Consider the following 25,421-nt stretch of genomic DNA (forward strand, 5'->3'; position numbering starts at 1 on the left):
TAAAATTATTTTTTCTGGATTCCCGCCTACGCGGGAATGACATTTACTTCTACATAGCTGCCTCATGTGCTATACTTGCCTTTTTTACCCTAGTCTATGCTTTTATTATCTCTGACTTTTCACTACAAAATGTTTTCTTAAATTCCAGTACTTTAAAACCTTTAATATATAAAATAGCCGGTAGTTGGTCGAGCCACGAAGGCTCAATGTTATTATGGTTTTGTTTATTACAAATCGTTAGTTGCTGTTATATATTTTTACTTGAAGATAACCGGCTTAAATTTTTATCTATTATCATATTATCAGCCATACAACTATTTTTTAGCAGTTTTATTTACTTTACCTCCAATCCTTTTAACGTGTTTTCTTTCGTTCCTAAAGAAGGGTTAGGCTTAAACCCGATGCTACAAGATATTGCTTTGAGCATCCACCCTCCTCTGCTTTATTTAGGTTATGTTAGCTATGTAGTACCTTTTACTATTGTTTGTGCTATGTTACTTACCACTGTCATCCCGTGGCTTGACCACGGGACCTTGTGCCACAGATTGCGTCCTGAGATACCGCGGTCAAGCCACGGTATGACACTTATCCATCTTCTCAAAACATTTTCCAATATCGGTATCTTATTTACTACTATCGGCATTAGCCTTGGTTCTTGGTGGGCATATAGAGAACTCGGCTGGGACGGATTTTGGTTTTTTGATCCGGTAGAGAATATTTCGCTATTTCCTTGGTTATCCGGAATTATGCTCCATCATTCTATAATTGTAACGACAAAAACCGGACGCATGCAAAGTTGGACGATAATTTTATCTATCATTACTTTTTTGTTGGTAATATTTAGTACTTTTTTAGTACGTTCCGGTTTTATTACCTCAATTCACTCTTTTGCATTCTCACCTGAGAGAGGAATATACTTGCTTGGAATATTTTTGATTATGGGGATTGGAGGATTGTGTGTCATCCCACGGCTTGACCGCGGGATCCAGTTAAAAGCATTATCAATTGTTTTTTGGATCCCGCGGTCAAGCCGTGGGATGACAGCAATAGAAAAAGCCATACTCCTCGGTAATATATTCTTCCTACTTAGCCTTATCGTACTAATAGCTGCCACACTTTATCCACCAATTTACTCTTTATTCGACGATAAACCTATTATTATTAGTGAAACATTTTTTGTTAATAATTTTATTATATTCGTTATCCCTATTCTTGGTACCATAGGATTATTTACTACCAGAATCTCTATTAAAAAACATATTATAATTCTAATATTATCTCTAATAATTACTTATTTAATATCATTAAAAGTAACATTTAGTGTTATATCGATTTTAACTATAATCGCATCTATATTTCTTATGCTTCATAATGTTCATTATCTTTTGGTTAAAACTAATTATTTTAGAAATAGACTTAAAGCAAGTAACGCTAGTATGATACTTGGGCATTTCGGTTTTGCACTAATTAGCTTTAGTATCACTATGAATGCATTATTACAAAGCGAAATGGATTTTACCGGCAGAGTAGGAACAAGTAAAGCTTTTAACGAATTTAAAGTAACATTGCAAAATATTAAGTTTGCTCAAGGTAAAAATTATTATAGACAAATCGCTGAATTTTGGCTTGAGGATGATAGCCGTAATATAACTATATTAAAACCGGAAAATAGGCTTTATATAGTTGAAAAGAGTTTATCGCAAGAAAGCGATATATACTCTTACTTATCATATGATCTTTACGCAGTTTTAAGTAATATAGACGGCGATATAATCCATGCTAAAATATATTACAAGCCAATGATGAGCTTTATTTGGCTTGGAATTATTCTCACCGCTTCCGGCTTTTTTATTGCACTAATCAGAAAAAATTCTAGCTAATGTGATATTTTGTTGCATGGATCAAAAAACGCGTTCGGTGTCATACCGTGGCTTGACCACGGTATCTAGAAAAACAACTTAAAATACTAACAATTTTAGTATTTTAAAATGAATTCACACAACAACACTAACTAATGTGAACCATCACATTTAAGGTTTAAAATTTTTATACTATTCGGATGATCAGCTCCGAATTTTTCTATTTGATTATTACGGAATTTTTCATACCAAAATTTCTTAGGTAAAGTGCAACTAGCTTTAGCGGCTGCAAGATACATATTACTTATTTCATACACATTTTTCATATTTTCTTTATAGTTATTCCAATATATATTTTCAGCAGTAGCATAAGCATCTACCGCCTCCTCATTTTGATTAAGTAACACTAGTGCATCCCCTTCAGCAACAAACGTTTTTGCCAAATCTATATCCGGTGATATAATAATCTCTTTGTTAGGTCTAGTTGGATCATTAAGAAAAATTGCTTTAGCTTTTTTAGCGTATTCTAGAGCTTCGGTAACATCACCTAAACCTAGCTTTGCTCTTGATTTTTGAGTAAAAATTCGTCCAAATACTTAATTTTCCTCTTTTTTACTCGATTTATTCATATCATATACTTGTTCTAATAAAGAAAGAGATTCCTGATGTTTCTTAAGATTATTTAATACATCTACTTTAATGAGATATGAACCGGTAAGAAATAAATCTTGAGGTTTCATGCCGTTTTCGATACAAGCATTTACACTATCGTCAATTCTTCTCAAGGCCTCATAATTTTTACCTTGAATACTAAACAATTTAGATTTTGCATAATATATAGTTGCCGTATCAGTTATATCTACTAGATTTTGATTGAACATATCTTCCATCATTTGGATATTTTTTCTGCTTCTTCTAGATTTCCTAGCTGAATATTGGATATAGCCGAACCGAAAACTACATTACATTTTATGGAATCATATCCTTTCACTTCATCAAATACCTGCTTAGCTTTCGTATCATATTCAATTGCTTTTTTTAGGATCCGACCAAGTTCTATAATACCATCCTATGCGTCCTAAATATGCAGCATAAGCAAAATTTTCTTCATTATTCATTGTCCATAATTTAAATTTACCTTTTTGATCGTTTTTATCAAACCAATTTACTAATTTTTTTTGAGTTATATAAATCGGAAGAATTAGCATATTGTATTAATAAATTTAATTTTAACTCTAAAATTTTATATATCGATATATCGTATTTTTCTGCATTTTTTGTAATTATTTCAATATTATCCGATATAGTTTTAGCATTTCTAAAAATACGCCCCTTTATAAACTTTTAGGTATAGAACTTAAAAGATTAGTAACACTACGTTCAAGATATTCTTTATTTCCTTTATCTCCATTTATTTGTAATATTTTTTCAGCTATAACATCATGCATTTCAAATATCGGATTAACTTCATTAGGCTCAATATTAGAGATCAAAGCAAATTTAGAAAGCTGATAAATATCATCGTCTAGACTATTCTTATCTTCAGTAATAGAATTTAATAATTCTTTTGAAAAACTTTGATTATTAAGTAATGCTATCCCATCTAGTAATCTCTTGGCACTAGGCTTTAATTCATTGCTAACAAGTTTATATTTAGCTCAATTTTATCCTTAGAGGCTTTTATCTTTTTCTTGTATTCTTCTAAGTTCAAACCTTGTATTTGATTTAATATTTGTGCTCCTTGAACTACGAGAATCGTATAACCTCCAAATTCTTGAGTCAAAAAACTTATTAATTCCGGATTTTTATTTTCCAATATATTTTTTGCAAGTAATGCAGCTTCGGCTTAGTGAAAGCATTTGCTTTGATTATGTTAGACAATAATTCAGCGTCTTGGGAACAAAATATAATATTACCATTATATTCCCAATTAATAAAATCCTCTATTTTCTTATTCTCGCCTATTTTTAAATTATCAAATACCAATAACCATTTATCTTTACTTGCTAGATAAACCATTAAATCTTTCCTCATCACTGCCATATCTTCTGAAATCACCGGTGATTTTCCCCAATATTAATAGCTTTAGATAATTTAAGTAATTGCTGCTCTATATTTAGATTACAATCAATAAACCAAATTATGTTATAGTTATCTTTATTTTCATAAGCGTACATTCTAGCAAGCTGCGTTTTCCCATACCGCTTACCCCTACTACACTAGATTGCTTATATTTATTAAGATTTTCTTTTAGCTTTTCCAATTGCGATACATGATTTATGAAATATAGCTAGACCATAGTAAATAGGTACAGTTAAATAAACTTTAGTACGTGTTCTACAGCCATACTGATATCTTTGAATTGCCCCGTAACTTTTCTTATTTCGTTCTTAATCTTAAACCAATAATGTTCTATAGGATTTAAGTCTGGGCTATATGTAGGTAAGAATAAAATTCTGCACCCAACCGACTCGATTAATTCTCTTATTATATTATTCTTATGGAAGTTGATATTATCCATAATTACTGTTTGTCCAGGATGTAATTCTTTAGTTAATATAGTCTCTACATAGGTTGTAAATATTTCTTTATTACAATTTCCTTCAAATATTACTGGCGCTATAATTTGATTATTACGAAGCCCCGCTATCATACTGATCCTGGATTTATGTTGATACACTTTGTTTCCATAACATCTAGTACCTTTTATACTCCATCCATATTCTCTACAAGCATTATCTTCTATTCCTGACTCATCAATGAATACTAGAGTTTCTTTAGAAATTTGCTGTATCTTTTCTATAAATTCATTCCTTAAACCAATATCCCTTCTGGGATGAAGATGACTTTTTTTTATAAGTGTACCCTAGTAGTTTTCTATAGTAATTTATTCTAGTTCTTTGTAATCTATTACCTAGTATAATACTTAATTCTTTAGCTGTTTTATCATGATTATTGATAATTAATTCTTCAAATTCTTTGAGATTTATTTTTGCATTATAACCCTTTGCTGGACCATAAGGTTTTGCTTTTATATCTCCTGTTTCCCATTTAAGAGTTTTCCATCTATATATAGTGTTACGACCTATATTGAATATTTTACATGCTTTAACAATTGAGAGCCCATCATCTAGAGCTTTGAATAGTTTCATTCTTAAATCGTAACTGTAACTGCTTGCCATAATTTATTTATTATCATTTATAACATATATATTAGCATAGTATGTACCTATTTACTATGGTCTAGCTATAACTAACCGGTACAACTAAATTAGATATTTGACTTTGAGCAAATATACTTCCGCTTATTAGAAGCATAATAATCACTAATATATATTTTTTCATAATATTTATTAATTTTAAATTTTTAGCTGTAAAGCTTTATATCTTTTCGACTAAAAGTCAATAAAAATTTTGAGTTAGGTTTGGCGAAGTGTTATTACATATATACTATGTTGCGTGGTTCGGCTTTTCCGTCATTGCGAGAAGGCATTGTTGCGTGGAGCGGCAAAACCCACTGTGTCACCCCGTGGCTTGACCACGGGGTCCATAAAAACAACTTATAATGTACATTATTTGTCTATTTTTCCTGGATCCCGCGATCAAATCGTGGGATGACAGGAGAAAAACCGATCCATGCAACAAGGTCTACGGTTGCTCGCAATGACGACTCGGTATCCACGCAACAATGCTCTACGAGGATAAACAAAAATTGGGATATAGAATAAAAAAAAGCCCTTTTTTTTCAAAGAGAGCTTTTTTCTTGAGGAACTTATAAACTTGCTAATCGGGAGCGATTAGAAGTTTACACGGACTTTTAGAGTACCTTGATGTGCAGTATATTTACTTGCAATCTGAGCATCGTAACCGATTCCGTATTCCATCTTAGCATCAGGTCTTATGCTTGCACTTAAACCTAAATTATAAGATGTTTTAGCGGTTCTGTCAGGCTGGCTGATGAACGGAGTAACTTGTCCGTCTAACACAGACTGAGTTTTAGATAATCTACCGTTTACTTTGTGAACCACAAAAGCGTGAGCTTCCGGATATACCGCAAGATCAGTTATGTTCATAGTACCGCCGACTACTTTAGCACCTACTATTAAATCGGTTCTATCGCTAAACTTGCTGTTAACTTGCTTGTTTGCAACTGTTGTACCAGTTTCTTTGTAGTTTTCGTCAGAAGACTTTAAGTAGCTAAGTCCTGCCATTGGAGTTACTAACACACCTTGCATTGCATTGTAATCATAACCGACTGTTAAGTTACCGCCGAATGTCATGTTATCGTAATTACCAGCAGCAATTTGCTTGCTCATATTACCGTTAGCATCGAAGAAGTAACGCTGACTTTTGTTCTTCACTTGGTTTAAGCTAAATATTGCACTACCTTGAGCAAAGAAATTCTCAACAAGCTGCTGGGCACCATATAGAGAGAATGAGAAACCGTTAACGTTAGTTTTATCACCTTTCTTATAATCTTGGTGTTTTATATCAGTTTTAGTGATACCGATAGCAGCACCGATCATTAAGTTATCGTTAGCTAGCGTATCTAAACCGATTACGACACCGGTGGTTTTAGCTTTATAACCAGCTAAACCGCCTTTCTTACTTTGATGTGCATCAGTATAGAAAGATTTTGCCCATATACCGTAAGCTACATTATCAACAGCCTCGTCACCTGCAGCGACCGCAGCCGGTACTGCTCCAGCTTCAGGTCCAGCCATTTCAGCAGTTTCAGGAGTACCTAAATATCTAAGAGCACCTAATCTGTTACCAAGTTGAGCTTGGATATCTTTTGCTACATCTAATTGTACATTAGTTACGGCCGCACTTGTACCGGTAACGATAGCTCCGACAAAGTTAGCAGAATCAGCACTATTTTTAGCTAAAAGAAGATTATTATATGCTGCAGTATTAGTTGCATTTACAAATGTTGTAACGTTCTGACCTACACCCGGTGCACCTGCAAATTGGCTACCTGCAATATCATTAGTAACTACATTTGCTGCATTGTTAGTACGTGTTATTACATAATCTTGGTTAGCATCACGTATTAAACCGTATTTTACGAAACGATTATTTCCGGTTACAGCAAAGTTAGGACCTCCTAAAGTACCGTTAAATCTAGCACCACCTTGAATTAAAGTATAAGTTTGTGTACCACTGAAATTTGCATTGGCATTATCTTGTACGTTAATGGTTGTTGTTCCTGTAGTTGTTGCATTAACTTGAGCACCTTCCGCGATAACGATGTGACCTATATTACCGTTTGCTACTGTTAAAGTAGTTTCAATAGAAGTATTGCTTCCCCATGTTGAAGTACCGCTTGCAAATGTTAAGATATTTGTATCAAGATCGATTTCACCGTTAATAGCAGTAGTACCGCCGCCTAAAATTACATTAGAATTTAAAACACCTAAGTTATAAGTACCAAAGTCTGTGACTTGTGAATAAATATTTCCTTGTAATCCTGCACCATTATCATTACCTGTAAATTTAACAGAAGCTACAGGAGTATCTGAAGCACCTATATTACCAACATACGCATCACCTAAATAAGTTACGGTACCGCTATTAGCTTTAGTAGTAACAATAATACTTGTAGAATCAGAAAATGTACCGTCAGCAAATCTTACATTAGCGTTACCGTTAACACTTCCAAGAGTAATTTTACCGTCGAAATCTGTTCCGGCTATACCGCCTGTAGTAACAGTTACACCGTCATTAATTGTTGCGTTAGTTGCAATAATACTACCTAAGTTGTTATAGTTTGTAGTAAACGTTACTTGCTTTAACTTTAGAGTACCATTCTCTATACCTAAGCCATAAATCGTACCAGGGGTATTAGGAATACCGCCGCTAAGAATTACAGTACCTTGATTATTTTTTGTAGTTCTTATAACTGCATATAATGTAGTAGCATTAACAGCAATACCATTATCGCTTCCAAGACCTAGACCTACAATATTATTTTGATCACCGATTACTTGACCGTCAGCGATTACACTATCCACACCTGATACGAATACAACAGGAACATTAAAGTTACCTGCTGGACCATTACCTACGGTACTTTTAATTGTTAAAGGGACTGGGTTGCCTGCATCGTTGAATGGGATGCCGCTAGGTAAGAATAAAACTGCACCTAAACTTGCATTTTCAAAAGAAATTGTATCAGTCACCGCACCATGCTCATTACCTGCATTACCTATCTCATTAATCACTATGTTACCAGGACCGGAAAATGTTATTTGTTTTAAAGCATTAACAGGTACAGCTTGTTTGTTTAATGTTACGGTAATAGGACCGGTGTTAACGAATTCTATTATACCGGTACCATCGGCAGATGCGACAAAGTCCGCAGTATAGTTACCACCGATTTGTAAGGTAGAATTATTTTCAATTGTAGTTCCACCGCTAAATGTTGCGTTACCTAAGAACTTAGCAGTAGTACCGTTATCTAATGTTACAGTATTAAGCTTATTACCTTGCTGTCCACCGACTGTACCTCTTACTATATTTGTTCCACCTGCCTTAAAGCTGAAAGAACCCATGTCAGCAGCAGCAGTAGTAATGTTAGTGGCGTATAAATTAACACCTTGACCTACATTTAATATAGTGTCTATAGCAGGTGCAAAATTAATCTCTGCAAGTGGCTTTGCAGCGCTACCTAATTTTGTACCGGCTGCAAGAGTTGTACTATTAGCTACAACAGGATTAAATATTATTTTACCTTGATTTGCAGCATTTGTAGTTTTTGTTATTAAGTAAGTATTATGAGCGAATTGTACTGAACCGTTATTTCCAATAACTAACTCGTTAATAGCAACATCACCGCCATTTAAAACTGTTTTACTTGAGCCGATATTAAATTGTCCAAGAGTTTTATTATTAGCTCCAATAGTACCGATACCACCTCTAATAGTTAAAGTTTGAGCATTTGTTAGGCTACTCGCATCAACAACGCCTGTTTGATCAGTATTTATAGCTAAATTAAAACCAACTAAAATATTATTTTGAGTACTTGTTAATTTAATAGTACCACCGTTAGCTTGGAAATCAATCATTCCACCGACATTAGCACCGATAATATTTGCTCCACCAAGTGTTAATGTTTTTGAAGCATCATCAGCTAAAGTAATCCCTTGTAACACAGCATTACCACCACCATTACCTATATCACCGGTAATTGTAGCACTTCCATCTAACTGAATAGCACCACCGGCAAGAGCACCGCCAATAAGAGCAGTTTGGTTAACATTACCGGTGATAACTGTACCGTCGGCAAGTTTAAAGATAGAACCGGCATTTCCTAAACGTAACTCGGCAGTATGTGTTCCTGATAAATTAACAATCCCAGCAGCACTAGCTTCGATTGCCGTAATCTTATTTGTCACCGGAGTATTTGCATCCGCACTGTTTAAAGTACCGGCACCGAGGAAAGTTATTACACCTGCAGTGTTACCGGCATTGCTCGCATCACCTGTAAAATTACCTGTAAGAGTCGGAGCATTAGCAGCAGCAACTATAATTTGTGAGGCAGTATTACCAAAATCAACAGCACCAAGTGTTGAAGAAATAGTCATTGTAGTTGTAGAAGCTGCTTTGAAAGTTGTACTACCACCGTTACCTACATCAACTTGTTGTTGGAAAGTACTAGTACCACCGTTAACTGTTACATTTTTAGCAAAAATTTGGTTTGTAATTGTAGCATTATTTCCACCGACAGCAGTAACAATAAATTGCTGAGCACGATTTGCATTATTTGTACCAACTACTGCAGTAAGACCTGGAGCAGTAGTACCAAATGTACCAGCTACAGCTGTAGTATCAAAATGTATTATACCATTATTATCTCCACCGTCACCTGCACCGCCACCAAGTGTAGTACCATTAAGGACAAAAAAATTGGCAGCATTACCGTTACCACCTGCTTTAGCAAGAAGATGCAATGTACCGCTACCTTGAAGATTTATAACATTACCACCGTTTTGTAATGTTAAATTAACATTACCTGCTCCATCAGAATTTGAATTAAAACGTAAAAGGCTTCCATCGTTAACATTAAGAGTTTTAACAGCAACAAAACTATTATCCTGTACTTCTAAACCTTTAGCTTGGTTACCAATGCCGCTACCGGCATTAGTGACATTTAAAACAGCACCAGCGTTAGCTGCATTAGCAATCTTAGCATTAGCACCAAGTATAATACCGTTAGTAGTATCTGCAGGATTAAAGTTTAATGTGAAAGCAAGATTAGCGAAATCGATTGCACCTAAACCACTATAAATATTGACTTGATTAGCCGCAGCACCTAGACCTTGTGTACCTGTTAAAGTTAAGACTTGACCTGCTTGATTGACAGTAATATTAGCTAAATCAGCCCCTGCTACTCCTACGATAGAACCAATGTTTAATGATTTACTTAATGTTACAGCTTCTGCATTACCACCTGTATCGATTATGAGAGCAGCTACGTTAAACCCTACAGAATCTAAGGTAACTCGATCACCATTATTAGCAATTCTAAGAGTATCACCAGTAGCAGGAGCCTGTGCTGGATTCCAGTTAGCAGGAGCATTAAGAGCTGTATTACCATTAGTAGCTAATAAAGCACCCATAGCTGAGCCTGCAAAACCGGCCACTATGGCAGCTGTAGAAGCAGTTACCAATCCTGCGGAAATTAATTTTTTTAGAAAATTTGGTTTTTGAGCCATAATTTTTTTCCCATATTTAAGTTAAAATTTAGTATCTTAGTATTAAAACAAACTTATCAAACGTGAGTCAAGATATCCCACATTTGATAAGGAAATAACCCAATATTTTGTTTCAATAGTTTCTAAACTACGGGCTGAGTATACTATATATTGTATATAATTACAAGTATCGCCGTAGTTTTTTTATAAAGTTTTAATATAATGTTATATTTTTATCACAACTATATCATTCCGTGGTCTCGGGGTTGTCATTGCGAGCAGCCATAGACCTTGTTGCATGGATCGGCTTATCCGTCATTGCGAGGGGAAACTGCAAGTTTTGACGAAGCAATCTCAGGATATTTAACGAGATTGCCATGCTCCCTACGGTCGCTCGCAATGACGAGGCGGTGTTACGCTGGCAATGCCTGCTCGCAATGACGAGAAAACTACTCTTCGTTAAATATTAGCACTTCAGCAGTATTTTCCCATTTTAGCATTTCGTCGTATTTAGTATGCCAAATACGCATAATTTCTTTTTCATATTCTACAATTTGTTCTTCTAATCCTTCAAATTGTTTCACCATTTGACATGCTTTAGAAAGTATCGTGTCATTAGTAACGTCAAAAACTTTTTTCAAACGAAGGTCTTGTTCTTCTTTGTAATTTAAATGAGCCGCTCTACCAAGTTCGGCATCTTTATGCATATCTTCACTTCTTATCTGTATTTCAAAATTACGCTTAGAGTGTAAAAGCTGCATTATATTATGAAGAGACTGATAGCCGTTGCTTTTTGGTCTATTGATATAATCTTTGGTGTATAACCAATCTAAATGCGGAGAACTCTTAACTACGTCCAAAGCATTATAGCATAGAGCTTTAGATTTAACTATAATCCTACATGCAATTAAGTCTTTCAATGCATCAATCAGCACTTCTTTCCTTTTCATCTTTTTTAAAACAGAATAAGGTTCTTTAAGGCGCATATATATCTCATTTTCTATATCTGCTTTATTTAAATCTTTTTTAAGCAGATTAATAATATCACAAATCAAATCCCCTCCTGCTACCTAAAATTCTATATATCTTTATTCTTAGTAAATATTACCTATAGCTTTTAGAACTTAAATCCACAAGACTGTTCATAATACTATTCAAGTAATTTATAAAATTAATTCTTTAACTAAAAATTAAAAAACAGATTAATAGTAAATATAAATTTTTTCAATATAATTGTTTAATTAATTTTAACTTAGATTAATTGAATAAGCTCCTTAATAGCCATTTTACGGCTAAATACCTGCCGTTGTGCAGTTCCGTTGTCATCCCGCGTGGCTACGACCACGGGATCTTGCATCACAGACTGTGTCCTAAGATACCGCGGTCAAGCCGCGGTATGACATTAAATAAATAATAGCATTCAGCAATAAACAAGTCAGAAAATTTATCTATAGAACCTTCCGAAACACTCCCTAAAACTTCAGACATTTTGTTAAATTCTCCGGTACATTCAAGCACTATATCTATGCCTGCATCTAAAACTCCTTTGGTAATATCTGCCATACTACCGCTTAAAGCTTTCATATCTATTGCATCGGAAATAATAAGCCCTTTAAAACCAATATTATTTTTAATATAATCGATAACTATTCTGGATAGAGTTGCGGGGTTGTTTGGATCAAGAGCTTTGTAAATTATATGTGCAGTCATAGCAAGCTTAATATTATCGTGCTTCGCTAGCTCCTTAAATACTTTAAAATCTGTTTTTTCTAACTCTTCTATACCAGCATCGACAATCGGTAATTTTTTATGGCTATCCACCGTAGCTCTACCATGACCAGGAATATGCTTAATGCAAGCTGCGACTCTCTCTTCTTGTAATCCGTCTATAGCAGCTAAACATAAAGGTACGACTACTTCCGGCTCTGAGCCAAAACTTCTATCTCCGACTATCTTGTCTGCTCCTTCGTGGATCAAATCCGCTACCGGTGCAAAATCTAGATTAATGCCTACTTCTCTTAGCTCTTTGCCTATATTGCTATAGTTTTGTTTGCACTCTTGTACATCAACGAAAGTTTGAGCAGCCAGAGCGTCATAAAAAGTCGGTGCTATGAGCCTTTTTACCCTACCACCCTCTTGATCTATAGAGATGATAGTATTTTCCCCTAATACTTCTTTTATATCTGCAATAAGCTTAATAAGGGCTTCTTTATCCTGCTCATCGTTATCATTCTTTCTAATATTACGACGGAATAAAATTACACCTAAAGGATTATGCTCTTCAAATAATTCTCTTTCGGCATCGGTTAATTCAGGACCGGATATACCTATAATTACCGGCTTTACCATTTGTCTTATTGTCATAATATGCTCCTTTCTTTAAAACGTGATATGACAAGTACTATACGCAAGTCATCGAGGAATCGGCAAGAATTTTTTTTATTTGAAGAGATAAATTATGGAAGTTGGTAAGTAATACATCGATTCTACTCGATGAACTTGAAAAATTGGCTGAGTCGTCTTTGTAAGCCCTCGGATGCTCACGTACTTCTGTATGCTCCGCTCCTCGGCTTACAGACTCCTCGCTCTTTTCCAAGTTAATCTTCATATAACTCGTTTTGCAGCAAGATTTTTGAAGTAAATCAATATCATTAGCAGTATAATATTTTCTATTATTTATTTTATAATTAGATAAATCAGGGATTTTTGTCTCTAGATATCTTAATTGATGTAAAGCAATATTTAAATGCTTAATCACTTCACTAGCAGAATAATATTTTTTTGTTAGACTTTTTGCATAACTTGCTTCTAAAGGTAATTTGTACGTCAATCCGGTACTCGCATCCTCACGTACTAAAGTGTACGCTGCGGTGCTACGTTCTGTGTTTCCTTCAAATTCCTCTTTATTAGCTTCGTTATGCAAAAAGTCTATTAATCTATTATTTGTTATGGTTATTGATTAAAGCTTTTAATTTGGAAGAAGGGACAAAACGTAAATTCTTTTTTGATTCTATAATTACCGGTGATTTGGTATGAAAATTTATTCCGGGACGTGGATTTTTTTGTTTAACCTCAAAGCTACCGAAATTCTTTAAAGTTAATTTTTGTTTCTTTGCTATTTCTAAAATGTTAGAAAAAAACCGTATTAACTATTTCTTCACATAAATTATTTGAAAAACCCAATTTGGAGCTTAACATAGCTGCAATTTTTTCTTTGGTAATAGTCATAAATAATACCGATTTTTAAGGGTATATTGTCCGCAGTCATTGCGAGGAGAAACTATAAGTTTCGACGAAGCAATCTCAGGAGTTTATCCTACTTTATGAGATTGCCGCGTCGATGCTACGCATCTCCCCTCGCAATGACGTTAAAAAATTACGAATCTGCTTTTTCTTTATCGTTATTATATTCATTAATATTTTTATTTAGCTCTTCTAATTTATCCACTAGGTACTGACGTATTTTTTCTTGCTTCTTGCTTCCTGCTTTTTTATAAGCTTCCATTTTTGCTTTTACATCATCTATAGATTTTTGCAGTTCTTCACCTTTTTTATCTTTCTGATCTTTCACATTCTTTTTTATCTCTGCAACGCTTTGGGCTATCTGATCATAAGTATTGCTTAAGGTCTGATTAAATTTATCGGCTCCCGTTTGTGCTAGGTTTGTTAAATTGTCTTTTAATCCCTGTAAGTTTTCGGTAATTGTTTTTGTACTGCTTGTAGCTACTTCTTCAGTTTGCACTTCATTTGCTTTTGTTTCATCCTTGGTAGGCGAATCTGCAAAAATGCTAGGTGTTAATAATAATGTAGCGGTAGCCCCTAGTGTTATTAAGATTTTTTTCATTATATTATCCAATTATTTATGTTTATTATTATATTGTTCAATTTTTTTACTTAAATCATCAAGTTTTTTTACAAGAGTTTGTCTATATTCTTCTACTTTATCATCTTTAATTTTCTGATAATCCTGCAACTCTTTAGTTAAATTTTTATATTGCTCTTTTATAGTTTCTAAAGAATGATCTTTACTATCCTTAACATATTTCTCTAAATCATTAATTTTAACGGATAATTTATCCGCCACTTCATGACATTTTTTATTAAAATCGGCAGTAATAATTTTAACAGAACCTTTAAGATTATTATGTAATTCTTCAAGTGCTTCCCCTATAGTTCTCATAAAACCTCTTTTTGAAAATAGTTAATAAAAATTAAACTTAGGTATTATATATCAGAATCATAAATAATATAACTTTAAAAAGTAATTTTAAAAAATACATATTTAATATATAGTTATTTGTATCAAATAACTTTGAGGATTTTATGACATTAGAACTAGGAAAAAAAGTTCCTGATTTATCTTTACACATAGGTAAAGATAAAATAATTAAACTATCGGATTTAAAAGGAAAATTCATAGTATTATATTTTTATCCGAAAGACGATACACCTGGATGTACTATTGAAGCACAAGATTTTAACAAGCTAAAACCGGAATTTGATAAACTTAATACGGTAATTATCGGAGTATCCAAAGATAAGCTTGACTCTCATGATAAATTTAAAGAAAAATATAGTTTAGGATTTGATTTAGCCTCTGATGCAAATTCAAATTTATGTGAACAATTAGGGATATGGATAGAAAAATCAATATTCGGTAAAAAATATATGGGCATTGATAGAGCTACGTTTTTACTTGATAAGGAGGGCATAGTTAAGCATATTTGGCGGTCGGTAAATGCTAAAAATCACGCTCAAGAGGTACTTGAAAAATTACGGACTATGCTTTCTTAAGTGTTGTTACGTGGATCAATTCCACCACTGTCATGCCGTGGTCAAGCCACGGTATGACACCGAGCGTATGAGACCGTTCAGTCGCTCACAATGACGTTTTATTTTTTCCATCTATTATGAAACCAGAACCATTGAGAAGGATTTTGCTTAACCCATTCTCCTAGCATTTGATTAATATTAAGCATAATATTATAGCAATCAACTTTATTATCACCGGTTTGCTCAAACTTTAATTGCGGGTGAACTATTACTTTAAAATAACTGCCTTTAGTTCTAATGATTTGGCAAGGTATAATTGGATATTTATACTGCAAAGCAATTTTAGCGATGGCGTTTGCAGTCATAGCAGGGTGCCCTAAAAAAGGCACTTCAATTCCATCGTTCATTTTTTGATCAACAAGTATAACAATAGATTCACCCTCCTTGATAGCCCTAACTAAAGCTCTGCTACCTTCAGGACCTTTTGGTATAAGTCTTAATTTATCACCGGCACGGCTTTCATTAACCAACTTGTTAACATACGGGTTATTTGCTTTACGATAAATTACGGCAACTTTCGGATAAGATTTATGAAGAATCTTAAGACTAATATCCCAATTGGCAAAGTGACCGCTAAATAATAAAAAGGGTTGTCCTTCAAGTTTTTTAATATTTTCTATGCCGATTATTTCGATTCTACGCTCTAACTCGGCTTCATCCATCTTGTCGACATATGTAAATTCACCGATAAATCTACCAAAATTATCCCAAGTCTGATCTATGATTTTTTCAACATCACACATATCGCTGAATACTGCTTTAATATTTCGTCTAGCAATTTTATTAACGGCAAATAATATACCGACTTTTTTTGCTATAAAACTACAAATATCTGCTGCTTTATCTACACCGAATATTCCTATTACTTTAAGGAATATAACGACGATAAAATACTCAATTAAATATCTGAGCTTTTTTAAAAATTTTTTCATTTAATAAATCAGGGTTGTTTATAGATAGTTCTACATCTAGACAGACAATATTATTATTTAAATCATTAAACTTAACGTGATCTTTTCTTGTAGTAATTAAGGTAGCGTTATGCTCTTTAGCTAATGAATATAAATTTTCTAAATCTGCTTGTAAATAATTATAATGATCAGGAAAAATTTTGTAACCGGTTATATTTAATCCGTAATTTTTTAAAGTCGAAAAGAAACGCTCAGGATTACCAATGCCACTAAAAGCAAAATAATTTTTAGTTTTATCTATATTATTTGAAGGAACTATTTGAGCATTTATTAACTTATTGACATAAAGAGTTAAAATATTCGGTATTTTATCATTGGTGCTACTGACTAAAAAAATTAAATCAGCTGCATCAAGGGCTTTATTTGGATACTGCCTTAAAGGACCGGCAGGAATTAGAAAACCGTTGCCGGAAAGCCTTTGGCTATCTACTGAAACTATAGTAAAATCTTTATGAAAATAAGGATTTTGTAGGAAATCATCAACTATTATTATATCAGGTTTAAGCTCGTTAATTAACGGTAAAATCTCTTTAATATTTTTAGTAGCAATAACTGTTCCATGCTTTGCAAGTATTACTCCCTCATCTCCTACCTCTAATGCTGTATGTCCTTGATGTATGGTAGTTGCACTTTTAAGGTTACTACCATAAGCCTTAGTTACTATTACAAAACTTACATTTCTAACTTTTAGTAATTTGGCTAGATACATTACTATCTGCGTCTTACCCGTACCTCCTACGCTACAATTACCGACACAAATAACTTTAGCAGGCAACATAATAGGACGTGCTAAACTAGCTCGTAAATAGCCTAAAAATTGATATATCAAGCTTATAGGTAAAAGTAAATAAGCTGTAATATTTCGCTTCTGCCAAAATTTAGGATATAAAAGTTTGATCATAATTTAACATTTACGGCAGTTAAAAATAAAATCAAAAGGATTAATTGCTTTATTGTCTAGTAGAATTTCAAAATGCAAATGTTCACCCGTTGCATTACCGGTTCTTCCTTGTATACCGATAAATTGACCTCGCTTAATTTTATTTCCTTCCTTGACTGACATTTCCTTTAAATGAGCATATTTCGTAACCAATTTGCGTCCATGTTTAATCTCAACAAAATTCCCGTAATCAGGTGCTCTTGCCGCTTTTATAACAATTCCGCTTGCCGCTGCATATATCGGCGCTGCTTTTTTAGTTTGTAAATCAATACCGCTATGGAAACATTTCTTTTTTCTTTTCTTTTTATGAGGACTTTTTCTAATTCCGTAATGGCTAGTAATTTTCGGCTCATATTCCGGCATCATAAGCGGTATTGTACTAATTATTTTATCAAGCTTGGTTAATTCCGAGATATTATTCCTATGAGTTTGTTTTTTTGCAAAATAGCTAGCTTCCGGTTTAGAGAGAAACTTATATTTTGAATTTAGTTTTGTTACAACTGCCTTTATATCAGCTATTTTTATTTCGGCTGCTTTATTAAATTCTGCCGGGTTTTTATTATGGAATTTTTGTAAAAAAATCTTATTCTGTTTAGGATTATTAATTATTAGACCTAAGTTTTTTGCATATATACATTTGCTATTTTTGTTTGTTAAATCATACTGTACTACTAAATCCGCATGGCTGATTTTATATTTTTGCTTTAATTGAGATGAAGTAGTAGAAAGTAATGTAGTATCACTAGATTCTTTAATACTGCTACAACCTTGAACCAGAAAAACTATAAACAGTAAAAAGATATATTTTCGAAAAGACATTAAAAGTAAATATACTCCTGTGAAATGAAGAGTTGATATACGAAGCTCAATTTGGAAAAGAGCAAGGCGTTTTGAGGCTTTTAACCGCAGCATACATACTAGTACGTGAGGATTAAAAGCAAAAAACAACGAAGCCAATTTTTCAAATTCAGCAAGTATACGTAAATTTTAAATTTAAAATATTGATTAAATAACCAGTTAATTTTTCTAATTCTTCTCTAATATTTGGAGGATTAATTAACATTAACCACACTTTACCATATTTTTATCACTATATAAAAGCTCATATTCAATAATTATAGTTTCTTTAAATCCGATATTCTTGTAATTGTGGTAAAAATCACGGACTAAAGATAAATCTTTTATAGGATACCAAATTAAGACGGTATTATTAAGAACTCGTAGCTTAATTTTTTTAAGTGCTTCGAGCAGTTTTTGAAACTCATTTTTTACTTCAAAAGGCGGATCAAGAAAAATTAATCCTCTATTCTCTTTAAAGGGTAAAAAAGCTTTTATAGTATTATAAGCATCTATATTATGTGTATTATTCGGTAGTAGTTTTTTTAACTCAAGTAATCGCTTGGATGAAGTTCGCAAGCAATTAAGCGATCATTTGGTCTTAATAATTGTTTAATTATAAAAGGTGAGCCGGGATAATGATTAAGACCTGCTAGGTTTACTATATTTAAGAAAGTTTGTAAAAGCTGAGAAATAGGATCGGTAGCTTGCAGTAGTTTATTAATGCCTGTATCGCTTTCTAAAGTTTTAGAAGCCGCCTCCGAGTTTAAATCGTAAAGACCTAGCCCAGCAAAAGCATCTAAAACCGCAAAAGGTTTTTCTTTTTTCTTGAGCTGTTCTAAAATCGCAATAAGTACTAAATGTTTGACTATATCAGCAAAATTGCCTGCATGATAAATATGACGATAGTTCAAAATTATAATCCATATTTCTTTTTTAACAATTTTGCTGCTTCTTCTGAAGAATATAATTTCTTATTTGGATTATTACTTCTTGCTAAAGCAATTTCTGCATCTTCTCTATCTTCTTTTAATTCACGTAAGTAATTCTTAATTACCACTCGTACTAATTGAGCTTTACTAACCATAAAACTAATCATTTATTAAATTCATAATTAAGTTAATCATTAATTCTTTTTGTATAGGATCGCTTTCTGCAATAAGTAATGCTAATGATGTCATAGCACTTACTCCAATATTTTTTAACCCAATTTTTGCTTTGGTAAGATAAAGTAAAAAAAGTAAACAACCTATTCTTTTATTACCATCACTAAATGGATGATCTTTTATTATGAAATATAACAAATGAGCCGCTTTTTCTTCTGCCGAGTTATATAAAGATTTGCCGTCAAAAGTTTGATCAATATTACCTAAAATTCCTTTAAAACTATTGTCTCTTTCAGCTCCAAATAAATTACTTATTTCCGCATCCTCTTGCTTGCCTAATTCTTGCTTTAACTTTTTAATTGCTTCTAAAGATTCTTGGTATAGCTAGACCATAGTAAATAGGTACATACTATGCTAATATATATGTTATAAATAATAATCAACCACTTTCATCTGAAAGATGAAAGTTTGTTTTATAGCGACTAGAAGTCGCATATGAAGCTAAAGCTTATGCGACCCGTATGTGCAAAATCATGTCTGGCTCATGTGTACCAATATGCCTATTAATCATATAATCGTTACATTACCACTATTAGACCTACAGTAACTTCCTTGCACACACAATGTCTACCACACTGTATAATAGCGACTATAGTAAACAGTACGTAATTTCCTGACGTATTGAACTCATGGTGCTTGTGATGCTAACGCATCATGGCGCACATGGCAAGCTAAAGCTTTTCCATCTGGAAGATGGAGGTTTTAACCACCAAAGGGACTATAAATAAATTATGGCAAGCAGTTACAGTTACGATTTAAGAATGAAACTATTCAAAGCTCTAGATGATGGGCTCTCAATTGTTAAAGCATGTAAAATATTCAATATAGGTCGTAACACTATATATAGATGGAAAACTCTTAAATGGGAAACAGGAGATATAAAAGCAAAACCTTATGGTCCAGCAAAGGGTTATAATGCAAAAATAAATCTCAAAGAATTTGAAGAATTAATTATCAATAATCATGATAAAACAGCTAAAGAATTAAGTATTATACTAGGTAATAGATTACAAAGAACTAGAATAAATTACTATAGAAAACTACTAGGGTACACTTATAAAAAAAAGTCATCTTCATCCCAGAAGGGATATTGGTTTAAGGAATGAATTTATAGAAAAGATACAGCAAATTTCTAAAGAAACTCTAGTATTCATTGATGAGTCAGGAATAGAAGATAATGCTTGTAGAGAATATGGATGGAGTATAAAAGGTACTAGATGTTATGGAAACAAAGTGTATCAACATAAATCCAGGATCAGTATGATAGCGGGGCTTCGTAATAATCAAATTATAGCGCCAGTAATATTTGAAGGAAATTGTAATAAAGAAATATTTACAACCTATGTAGAGACTATATTAACTAAAGAATTACATCCTGGACAAACAGTAATTATGGATAATATCAACTTCCATAAGAATAATATAATAAGAGAATTAATCGAGTCGGTTGGGTGCAGAATTTTATTCTTACCTACATATAGCCCAGACTTAAATCCTATAGAACATTATTGGTTTAAGATTAAGAACGAAATAAGAAAAGTTACGGGGCAATTCAAGATATCAGTATGGCTGTAGAACACGTACTAAAGTTTATTTAACTGTACCTATTTACTATGGTCTAGCTATACCTCAAAAAGCCCGTTAAAATAAGGTTTTATTGTATCTTAATTCATATTGTCATCACGTTGTATAATATCTGAACCGTATCCGTAAGAAGCATAAAAAATCCCTTCCGGCTTTAATGCAGCATGAACTTTTTTATAAACATAAGGTACATGAAGGAGAGTTGCTTGAGCCCAAACTCCATCAAACGACTTCTTAAAATTGACATCTTGAAAAGTTGAGTGCAGTACATCTATTCCGGTTTCTTTTGTGGCTAATTTGACCATTTCGGTTAAGCCGTCAAAAGCGGTAACTTGATATCCTTGACTTAAAAAATATTTTGTATCACGGCCAACTCCGCAACCTGCATCTAAAATATGAGCTTTTTCAGGTAAATAGCTAGTAAATGCTTTATAGTTATCAGATAAATCCGCATTGATTGTTCTGTTATAAAACTCTTGAGCATTATTATTATAATATTGTATATTTTTCATAATTTTATATTTATTCCCAACTACTAGGTTCTGTGAAGGAAAATTAAATTATTTATATTTTCAGATATTTTTTAGCGAAAATTAATAAGATTTTTGCAGTAATAGTTGTTCCTATTTTAAAAAAATCTTATGATTTACAGCAAAAAATAGATTAATTTAATTTTCCTTCACAGAACCTAGTATATTTATACTCACCAAACAATAAAATACAAATAGAAAATACATATAATTTCTATTATATATTAGACTTCTTTTCGAACTCGCTTATAGGGAGGAATTTGGAGGGAACACTTCACCTCGCACCGCAGCGTACAAAAAAGTACGTGAGGATGAGAGTACCGGATTGACGTACAAATTACCCCTAGAAGTAGAGTTCGAAAAGAAGTCTATTGACTATTAGACTTAAAAATGGTCTACTTATCAAGAATAAGGCTTAAGGTTTATATGATAAAAAAAATAATATTTGGAATAGCTATTTTACTTAGTACAAGCTGCTTTGCCAATAGTACAACTTCTGACGGCTCCAAAAAAGACGGTGCAAAAACTAACGATGTTACAACACAAAAAATTATAGATGATTTTTCTGCTTACGCCGGTACTATAAAACCGGAAGTACGGAAGGAAATACAAAAATATAGAGTAGAAATAGTCGATATTAATAAGAAGAAACGTGAACTATATAACAGTCTTTCCAAAGAGGCTCAAAATTTTTTAGCAGAGCAACAAAAATATAAACAAAAACTATCTATCTCTAAACTACCGGCAGAAAACGACCAAAAGAATAATACTGCTGATTCTAATGATAATAAGAACAAAGATACAAAATAAATTATTTTTCTCAGCGTTGTTGCGTGACTCCAAAATTGTCATTGCGAGCAACTGCAGGTGTTGTTGCATGGATCGAAAAATCTACTTGATGTCATTCCTGCGAAAGCAGGAATCCAGCATAAAGCGAGATAAATCGAGCTTTTAATTTTAAAATTTGCTATATTTATACTTTTTTTTGGATTCCTGCTTTCGCAGGAATGACATAAGAGCCATGCAACAAAGCTGCTTTTAGCTAGGAATTACATCTTCATAAATCTGCTCTACTACACCATCAAGACCCATTAAAAAAGTATAAACTTTTAATTGGGGAAATTTTTCTTTTATTATATCACGGGCTTTGTTTAAAATTTCTGCATGGGCTGCCGTTTCTTTTTCCTTGGTATTTAGCTGTTCCTGACCTATAAGTATTTTATAAGCTCCACATTCTCTATGATCAAGAAAAACAATTTGTTTGATGTTATGTAATTCTTGTAAAATCTCGATAGTATCTTCTATTGTTTTTCCCCAATAAGTATATTTGTCGTTAACAAGGGCAAGCGATGCACCCGGTAGCGATACTTTATCAAAATTATCTTCTAATCCTAATTGCTTCATTAATTTATCTGTTTCGTCTATTAATCTAAAATCTACACAACTAATTAAAAGAGTAGAAGCTTCATTTAATGTTTTTAAATGTTCATTACTTACTTCTACCTTTACAACTTTCTTATCGGCAATTATATCATTGTTAGCAGCGTAAAGATTTAAACTAGACACCATAATAAACCCTAAAATTATATATTTTACATATATCATAAAATTCTCCTATTTAAAAATATTTCTTACATGCTTTAAAATAAGAATAGCCTGTAATGATTGTTAAAAAAGCGGCAATCCATAAAATTATTTCCCCTACTATATCTAAATAAATAATTCCTGAACCTTTTGAGCCTAGTATCAATATCGATAAAGCAAACATTTGTAAAAACGTTTTTACCTTAGCAAGTCTCGATACAGGCACACTAACCTTTACTAGAGCCAAAAATTCCCGAAGACCGCTAACTAAAAATTCTCGTGCTAAAATTAATAAGCAAGGTATCTCATCTACGTTATCCTTTTTTAGTAGCATTATAATAACGCAACCTACTAGTAACTTATCTGCTATAGGATCAAACATCTTGCCAAAACTTGTAACTAAATTATATTTTCTTGCAATATAACCGTCAAAAAAATCCGTAATACTAGCTAAAACAAATAATAATGCCCCAAGTTTACGTGCAAGTAAATTATTTATATAAAATGCCAGTATAATAACCGGAATTACCATTATTCGAGCAATAGTTAGATAATTAGGTAAATTTTTATCTATTCTCATTAATTAATTAAATTTATTAATATAATATTGTTGAATTATGGATAGAATATTATTCCAAGACCAATATATTAAAAGTCCCACAGGAAAACTACTAAACATAAATAAAAAAATTAGCGGCATAAATTTCATTACTTGAGCTTGCATCGGATCCGCAGGTTCAGGACTCATTTTTTGCTGTAAGAACATAGTAATAGCCATTAAAATAGGCCATGCTCCAATCATTAAAAATGACGGCGGCAAGAACGGTAATAAGCCGAATAAATTAAAAATAGTAGTAGGGTCAGGTGCAGATAAGTCTTTAATCCAGCCGTAAAACGGTGCTTGCCGCATTTCAATAGTTACATACAATACTTTATAGATGGAGAAAAATACCGGAATTTGAACAAGTATAGGTAAACAACCCGCTACCGGATTTACTTTTTCTTTTTTATATAAAGCCATAATTTCTTGATTTAAACGTGCCTTATCATCACTGTATAAATTTTTTATCCTATCGATTTCCGGCTGTAAATTTTTCATTTTTTTCATCGAACGATAAGACTTATTGGCTAAAGTAAACATTAATAGCTTAATTATAACCGTAACAATTAATATACTAACACCGAAATTACCGACATAGCCATAGAAAAAATTCATGGCGTAGAAAACCGGTTTGGTAATTATATAAAACCAGCCGAAATCAATAGCTCTATCAAATAATTTGATATCATATTGCTTTTCATATTTATCAAGCAAATCTACTTTTTTTGCTCCAGCAAAAATTCTGCTTTTAATGGAAAAATTTTCACCGGGCTTTATTATTTGTACCGGTGAAATAAAATCTACCTGATATCTTTCAGCCCCTTGCTTAAGAGCATAATTAAAATTCGAGCTGTAATTACTTGATTTATCCGGAATCAAGGAAGATAACCAATATTTATCAGTAATTCCTATCCAATCGACCTTACCTGCAGCAAATTTTTCGCTTTTTTTATCTTTAATATCATCATATGAATATTCTTTAAGATTCTCGTCTATACACCCGATAGGTCCTTGATGTAATATATTTACCGCTTTCTCTACGGCGATATATTTACGGTTTATTAAACCGTAAGATTGGACAGGAAGTTCTTTATCACTATTATTAACTATGGTTTGCTCTATAGTAAATAAATAGTTTTCATCGACAGTAATAGTAACTAAAAATTTAACTCCGTCTTCATTAACCCAAAATAAATTAACGGGTTTTTTAGGGCTTAATATTTCACTATCACTATTCCATATAGTATCGTTGTTAGGGAGTTTTACACTAGATAAATTACTAACTAAACCAATTTCAGCAAAATATGCATTTTCTGTATTAGCCGGTGAAAATAATCTCACTTCAGGACTATTTTTAGATAAATCTTGTTTATATTTCTTTAATATTAAATCGTCAAATCTAAGTCCTTTTAATGAAATAGAACCGGTGAGTGATTCAGATTCTATTTTAATACGCTGTACTTGACTTTCTTCTTGAACAACAATATCAGTTGCAGGTTCTACTAAAGCTTTTAACTGTTGTTTCTTTAAATTTTCTGCTTTCTGCACTGCTATTTGCTGTTGCTGTTTTTTTTGTTCAGGTTTTACAACAAAATACTGCCAACCGAAGATTATACTTAAAGACAGTATAATAGCGGCTATTAAATTAATTATATTATTATTCATTCCTAGGTCTTAAATTTTCATATTTTTAAAGCTTTAAGTTTTAAAGCATTTAGAGAAAATAATCAAGTAGTATATATACTTCTTTTCTTTCAAAAGTAGTGAATATCCAAGATGGAAGTCGCCCTTCATCTTGGATACAAATTTAATTTATTTTT

General features: G+C 32.6%; 26 protein-coding genes and 5 pseudogenes. 6 read left to right on the forward strand and 25 right to left on the reverse strand.

Going from position 1 to position 25,421, the window contains the following annotated elements:
• Positions 1–14 precede the first annotated feature (14 nt).
• The gene (locus REIP_RS06550; RefSeq protein WP_410525704.1) at positions 15–1,880 is read left to right on the forward strand and encodes a heme lyase CcmF/NrfE family subunit; all 1,866 of its coding nucleotides are present in this window, start codon (positions 15–17) and stop codon (positions 1,878–1,880) included.
• A 131-nt stretch (positions 1,881–2,011) separates the two neighbouring features.
• Here REIP_RS06550 and REIP_RS06555 read toward each other — a convergent pair whose 3' ends face one another.
• The 7 genes from REIP_RS06555 to REIP_RS09945 form a co-directional block, all read right to left on the reverse strand.
• The gene (locus tag REIP_RS06555) at positions 2,012–2,302 is read right to left on the reverse strand and encodes a hypothetical protein (RefSeq protein ID WP_032139059.1); all 291 of its coding nucleotides are present in this window, start codon (positions 2,300–2,302) and stop codon (positions 2,012–2,014) included.
• A gap of 153 nt (positions 2,303–2,455) precedes the next feature.
• Positions 2,456–2,740, reverse strand: coding sequence for a hypothetical protein (locus REIP_RS06560; protein ID WP_231569285.1), 285 nt, complete (start codon positions 2,738–2,740; stop codon positions 2,456–2,458).
• A gap of 144 nt (positions 2,741–2,884) precedes the next feature.
• The gene (locus REIP_RS11810) at positions 2,885–3,067 is read right to left on the reverse strand and encodes a hypothetical protein (protein WP_052691109.1); all 183 of its coding nucleotides are present in this window, start codon (positions 3,065–3,067) and stop codon (positions 2,885–2,887) included.
• A gap of 126 nt (positions 3,068–3,193) precedes the next feature.
• Positions 3,194–3,352 carry a hypothetical protein gene (locus tag REIP_RS11815; RefSeq protein ID WP_197069238.1) on the reverse strand — a complete coding sequence of 53 codons (159 nt, stop codon included), beginning with the start codon at positions 3,350–3,352 and terminating at the stop codon, positions 3,194–3,196.
• A gap of 134 nt (positions 3,353–3,486) precedes the next feature.
• A complete protein-coding gene (locus tag REIP_RS12770; RefSeq protein ID WP_231569286.1) occupies positions 3,487–3,675 on the reverse strand; it encodes a hypothetical protein in 189 nt (62 codons plus the stop codon).
• Positions 3,651–3,917 carry a hypothetical protein gene (locus REIP_RS12775; RefSeq protein WP_231569287.1) on the reverse strand — a complete coding sequence of 89 codons (267 nt, stop codon included), beginning with the start codon at positions 3,915–3,917 and terminating at the stop codon, positions 3,651–3,653. The genes REIP_RS12770 and REIP_RS12775 overlap by 25 nt, the downstream gene beginning before the upstream one ends.
• Positions 3,918–4,173: 256 nt before the next feature.
• Positions 4,174–5,041, reverse strand: a protein-coding gene (locus REIP_RS09945) for an IS630 family transposase (RefSeq protein ID WP_156147374.1) whose coding sequence is annotated in 2 segments (ribosomal slippage) — positions 4,174–4,713 and positions 4,715–5,041 — 867 coding nt in all. Because the reading frame shifts where the segments join, the coding sequence is not laid out codon by codon here.
• A gap of 277 nt (positions 5,042–5,318) precedes the next feature.
• Between REIP_RS09945 and REIP_RS11170 the strand changes: the two genes are divergently transcribed.
• Complete coding sequence (locus REIP_RS11170; RefSeq protein ID WP_156147451.1) at positions 5,319–5,477, forward strand: hypothetical protein; 159 nt, start codon at positions 5,319–5,321, stop codon at positions 5,475–5,477.
• A 179-nt stretch (positions 5,478–5,656) separates the two neighbouring features.
• Here the strand turns inward: REIP_RS11170 and ompB are convergent, their stop codons facing one another.
• The 8 genes and pseudogenes from ompB to REIP_RS06610 form a co-directional block, all read right to left on the reverse strand.
• Complete coding sequence (ompB, locus tag REIP_RS06585; RefSeq protein WP_045804111.1) at positions 5,657–10,576, reverse strand: outer membrane protein OmpB; 4,920 nt, start codon at positions 10,574–10,576, stop codon at positions 5,657–5,659.
• Positions 10,577–11,004: 428 nt separating this feature from the next.
• The gene (locus REIP_RS06590) at positions 11,005–11,610 is read right to left on the reverse strand and encodes a guanosine polyphosphate pyrophosphohydrolase (RefSeq protein ID WP_045804112.1); all 606 of its coding nucleotides are present in this window, start codon (positions 11,608–11,610) and stop codon (positions 11,005–11,007) included.
• A gap of 301 nt (positions 11,611–11,911) precedes the next feature.
• Positions 11,912–12,919, reverse strand: coding sequence for a glycoside hydrolase family 3 N-terminal domain-containing protein (locus REIP_RS06595; protein ID WP_045804113.1), 1,008 nt, complete (start codon positions 12,917–12,919; stop codon positions 11,912–11,914).
• A gap of 37 nt (positions 12,920–12,956) precedes the next feature.
• Entirely contained in the window at positions 12,957–13,313 is a 357-nt protein-coding gene (locus REIP_RS06600; protein ID WP_410525705.1) for a palindromic element RPE5 domain-containing protein, read from the reverse strand.
• Positions 13,314–13,343: 30 nt separating this feature from the next.
• A pseudogene (locus REIP_RS13245) lies at positions 13,344–13,505 on the reverse strand (palindromic element RPE1 domain-containing protein); the annotation flags it as partial.
• Positions 13,495–13,783, reverse strand: a pseudogene (locus tag REIP_RS09955) (HU family DNA-binding protein). The pseudogenes REIP_RS09955 and REIP_RS13245, both read right to left, overlap by 11 nt.
• 148 nt (positions 13,784–13,931) lie before the next feature.
• Positions 13,932–14,399 carry a hypothetical protein gene (locus tag REIP_RS06605; protein WP_045804377.1) on the reverse strand — a complete coding sequence of 156 codons (468 nt, stop codon included), beginning with the start codon at positions 14,397–14,399 and terminating at the stop codon, positions 13,932–13,934.
• A 12-nt stretch (positions 14,400–14,411) separates the two neighbouring features.
• Positions 14,412–14,735 (reverse strand): hypothetical protein, encoded by a 324-nt coding sequence (locus REIP_RS06610; protein WP_045804114.1) that lies wholly within the window; start codon positions 14,733–14,735, stop codon positions 14,412–14,414.
• Positions 14,736–14,878: 143 nt separating this feature from the next.
• On the opposite strand from REIP_RS06610, the gene bcp reads away from it, so the two are divergent.
• Positions 14,879–15,349: a thioredoxin-dependent thiol peroxidase gene (bcp, locus tag REIP_RS06615; protein WP_045804115.1), complete on the forward strand. Its 471-nt coding sequence runs from the start codon at positions 14,879–14,881 to the stop codon at positions 15,347–15,349.
• 98 nt (positions 15,350–15,447) lie between these two features.
• Here bcp and REIP_RS06620 read toward each other — a convergent pair whose 3' ends face one another.
• From REIP_RS06620 to REIP_RS09960, 6 genes and pseudogenes are all read right to left on the reverse strand, one after another.
• Positions 15,448–16,320 (reverse strand): lipid A biosynthesis lauroyl acyltransferase, encoded by an 873-nt coding sequence (locus tag REIP_RS06620; protein WP_045804116.1) that lies wholly within the window; start codon positions 16,318–16,320, stop codon positions 15,448–15,450.
• Positions 16,283–17,260 (reverse strand): tetraacyldisaccharide 4'-kinase, encoded by a 978-nt coding sequence (gene lpxK, locus REIP_RS06625; protein WP_045804117.1) that lies wholly within the window; start codon positions 17,258–17,260, stop codon positions 16,283–16,285. The genes REIP_RS06620 and lpxK overlap by 38 nt, the downstream gene beginning before the upstream one ends.
• A gap of 3 nt (positions 17,261–17,263) precedes the next feature.
• On the reverse strand, positions 17,264–18,118 hold the full coding sequence (locus REIP_RS06630; RefSeq protein ID WP_045804378.1) for a M23 family metallopeptidase: 855 nt from the start codon (positions 18,116–18,118) through the stop codon (positions 17,264–17,266).
• A 148-nt stretch (positions 18,119–18,266) separates the two neighbouring features.
• Positions 18,267–19,050 (reverse strand): annotated as a pseudogene (gene rlmJ / locus REIP_RS12785) (23S rRNA (adenine(2030)-N(6))-methyltransferase RlmJ).
• Between the two features lie 2 nt (positions 19,051–19,052).
• Complete coding sequence (locus REIP_RS06640; RefSeq protein WP_197069213.1) at positions 19,053–19,223, reverse strand: hypothetical protein; 171 nt, start codon at positions 19,221–19,223, stop codon at positions 19,053–19,055.
• Between the two features lie 4 nt (positions 19,224–19,227).
• Positions 19,228–19,602, reverse strand: coding sequence for a Fic family protein (locus tag REIP_RS09960; protein WP_082068271.1), 375 nt, complete (start codon positions 19,600–19,602; stop codon positions 19,228–19,230).
• A 431-nt stretch (positions 19,603–20,033) separates the two neighbouring features.
• Here REIP_RS09960 and REIP_RS09965 point away from each other — a divergent pair.
• Positions 20,034–20,900, forward strand: a pseudogene (locus tag REIP_RS09965) (IS630 family transposase).
• A 66-nt stretch (positions 20,901–20,966) separates the two neighbouring features.
• On the opposite strand, the gene REIP_RS06660 reads toward REIP_RS09965, so the two are convergent.
• Complete coding sequence (locus REIP_RS06660; protein ID WP_045804380.1) at positions 20,967–21,398, reverse strand: class I SAM-dependent methyltransferase; 432 nt, start codon at positions 21,396–21,398, stop codon at positions 20,967–20,969.
• A 244-nt stretch (positions 21,399–21,642) separates the two neighbouring features.
• On the opposite strand from REIP_RS06660, the pseudogene REIP_RS09970 reads away from it, so the two are divergent.
• Positions 21,643–21,792: pseudogene (locus REIP_RS09970) on the forward strand (palindromic element RPE1 domain-containing protein); the annotation flags it as partial.
• 50 nt (positions 21,793–21,842) lie between these two features.
• Positions 21,843–22,226 (forward strand): hypothetical protein, encoded by a 384-nt coding sequence (locus tag REIP_RS06665; protein WP_045804118.1) that lies wholly within the window; start codon positions 21,843–21,845, stop codon positions 22,224–22,226.
• A 228-nt stretch (positions 22,227–22,454) separates the two neighbouring features.
• Here the strand turns inward: REIP_RS06665 and REIP_RS06670 are convergent, their stop codons facing one another.
• Genes REIP_RS06670 through yidC form a run of 3 tightly spaced genes read right to left on the reverse strand, consistent with a single transcriptional unit; the run spans position 22,455 to position 25,266 of the window.
• A complete protein-coding gene (locus REIP_RS06670; RefSeq protein ID WP_045804119.1) occupies positions 22,455–23,021 on the reverse strand; it encodes a carbonic anhydrase in 567 nt (188 codons plus the stop codon).
• A gap of 13 nt (positions 23,022–23,034) precedes the next feature.
• Entirely contained in the window at positions 23,035–23,580 is a 546-nt protein-coding gene (gene pgsA / locus REIP_RS06675) for a CDP-diacylglycerol--glycerol-3-phosphate 3-phosphatidyltransferase (RefSeq protein WP_008579505.1), read from the reverse strand.
• 3 nt (positions 23,581–23,583) lie between these two features.
• Positions 23,584–25,266 (reverse strand): membrane protein insertase YidC, encoded by a 1,683-nt coding sequence (gene yidC, locus REIP_RS06680; protein WP_045804120.1) that lies wholly within the window; start codon positions 25,264–25,266, stop codon positions 23,584–23,586.
• Positions 25,267–25,421 lie beyond the last annotated feature (155 nt).

Origin of the sequence: Rickettsia endosymbiont of Ixodes pacificus (assembly GCF_000965155.1) — a bacterium.
Lineage (GTDB): Bacteria > Pseudomonadota > Alphaproteobacteria > Rickettsiales > Rickettsiaceae > Rickettsia > Rickettsia tamurae.

Coding starts and splice junctions, on each gene's coding strand:
- REIP_RS06560 (WP_231569285.1), bottom strand. CDS start 2,740: ATGTTCAATCAAAATCTAGTAGATATAACTGATACGGCAACTATATAT.
- REIP_RS11810 (WP_052691109.1), bottom strand. CDS start 3,067: ATGCTAATTCTTCCGATTTATATAACTCAAAAAAAATTAGTAAATTGG.
- ompB (WP_045804111.1), bottom strand. CDS start 10,576: ATGGCTCAAAAACCAAATTTTCTAAAAAAATTAATTTCCGCAGGATTG.
- REIP_RS06595 (WP_045804113.1), bottom strand. CDS start 12,919: ATGACAATAAGACAAATGGTAAAGCCGGTAATTATAGGTATATCCGGT.
- REIP_RS06605 (WP_045804377.1), bottom strand. CDS start 14,399: ATGAAAAAAATCTTAATAACACTAGGGGCTACCGCTACATTATTATTA.
- REIP_RS06610 (WP_045804114.1), bottom strand. CDS start 14,735: ATGAGAACTATAGGGGAAGCACTTGAAGAATTACATAATAATCTTAAA.
- bcp (WP_045804115.1), top strand. CDS start 14,879: ATGACATTAGAACTAGGAAAAAAAGTTCCTGATTTATCTTTACACATA.
- REIP_RS06620 (WP_045804116.1), bottom strand. CDS start 16,320: ATGAAAAAATTTTTAAAAAAGCTCAGATATTTAATTGAGTATTTTATC.
- lpxK (WP_045804117.1), bottom strand. CDS start 17,260: ATGATCAAACTTTTATATCCTAAATTTTGGCAGAAGCGAAATATTACA.
- REIP_RS06630 (WP_045804378.1), bottom strand. CDS start 18,118: ATGTCTTTTCGAAAATATATCTTTTTACTGTTTATAGTTTTTCTGGTT.
- REIP_RS06640 (WP_197069213.1), bottom strand. CDS start 19,223: ATGGTTAGTAAAGCTCAATTAGTACGAGTGGTAATTAAGAATTACTTA.
- REIP_RS06660 (WP_045804380.1), bottom strand. CDS start 21,398: ATGAAAAATATACAATATTATAATAATAATGCTCAAGAGTTTTATAAC.
- REIP_RS06665 (WP_045804118.1), top strand. CDS start 21,843: ATGATAAAAAAAATAATATTTGGAATAGCTATTTTACTTAGTACAAGC.
- REIP_RS06670 (WP_045804119.1), bottom strand. CDS start 23,021: ATGATATATGTAAAATATATAATTTTAGGGTTTATTATGGTGTCTAGT.
- pgsA (WP_008579505.1), bottom strand. CDS start 23,580: ATGAGAATAGATAAAAATTTACCTAATTATCTAACTATTGCTCGAATA.
- yidC (WP_045804120.1), bottom strand. CDS start 25,266: ATGAATAATAATATAATTAATTTAATAGCCGCTATTATACTGTCTTTA.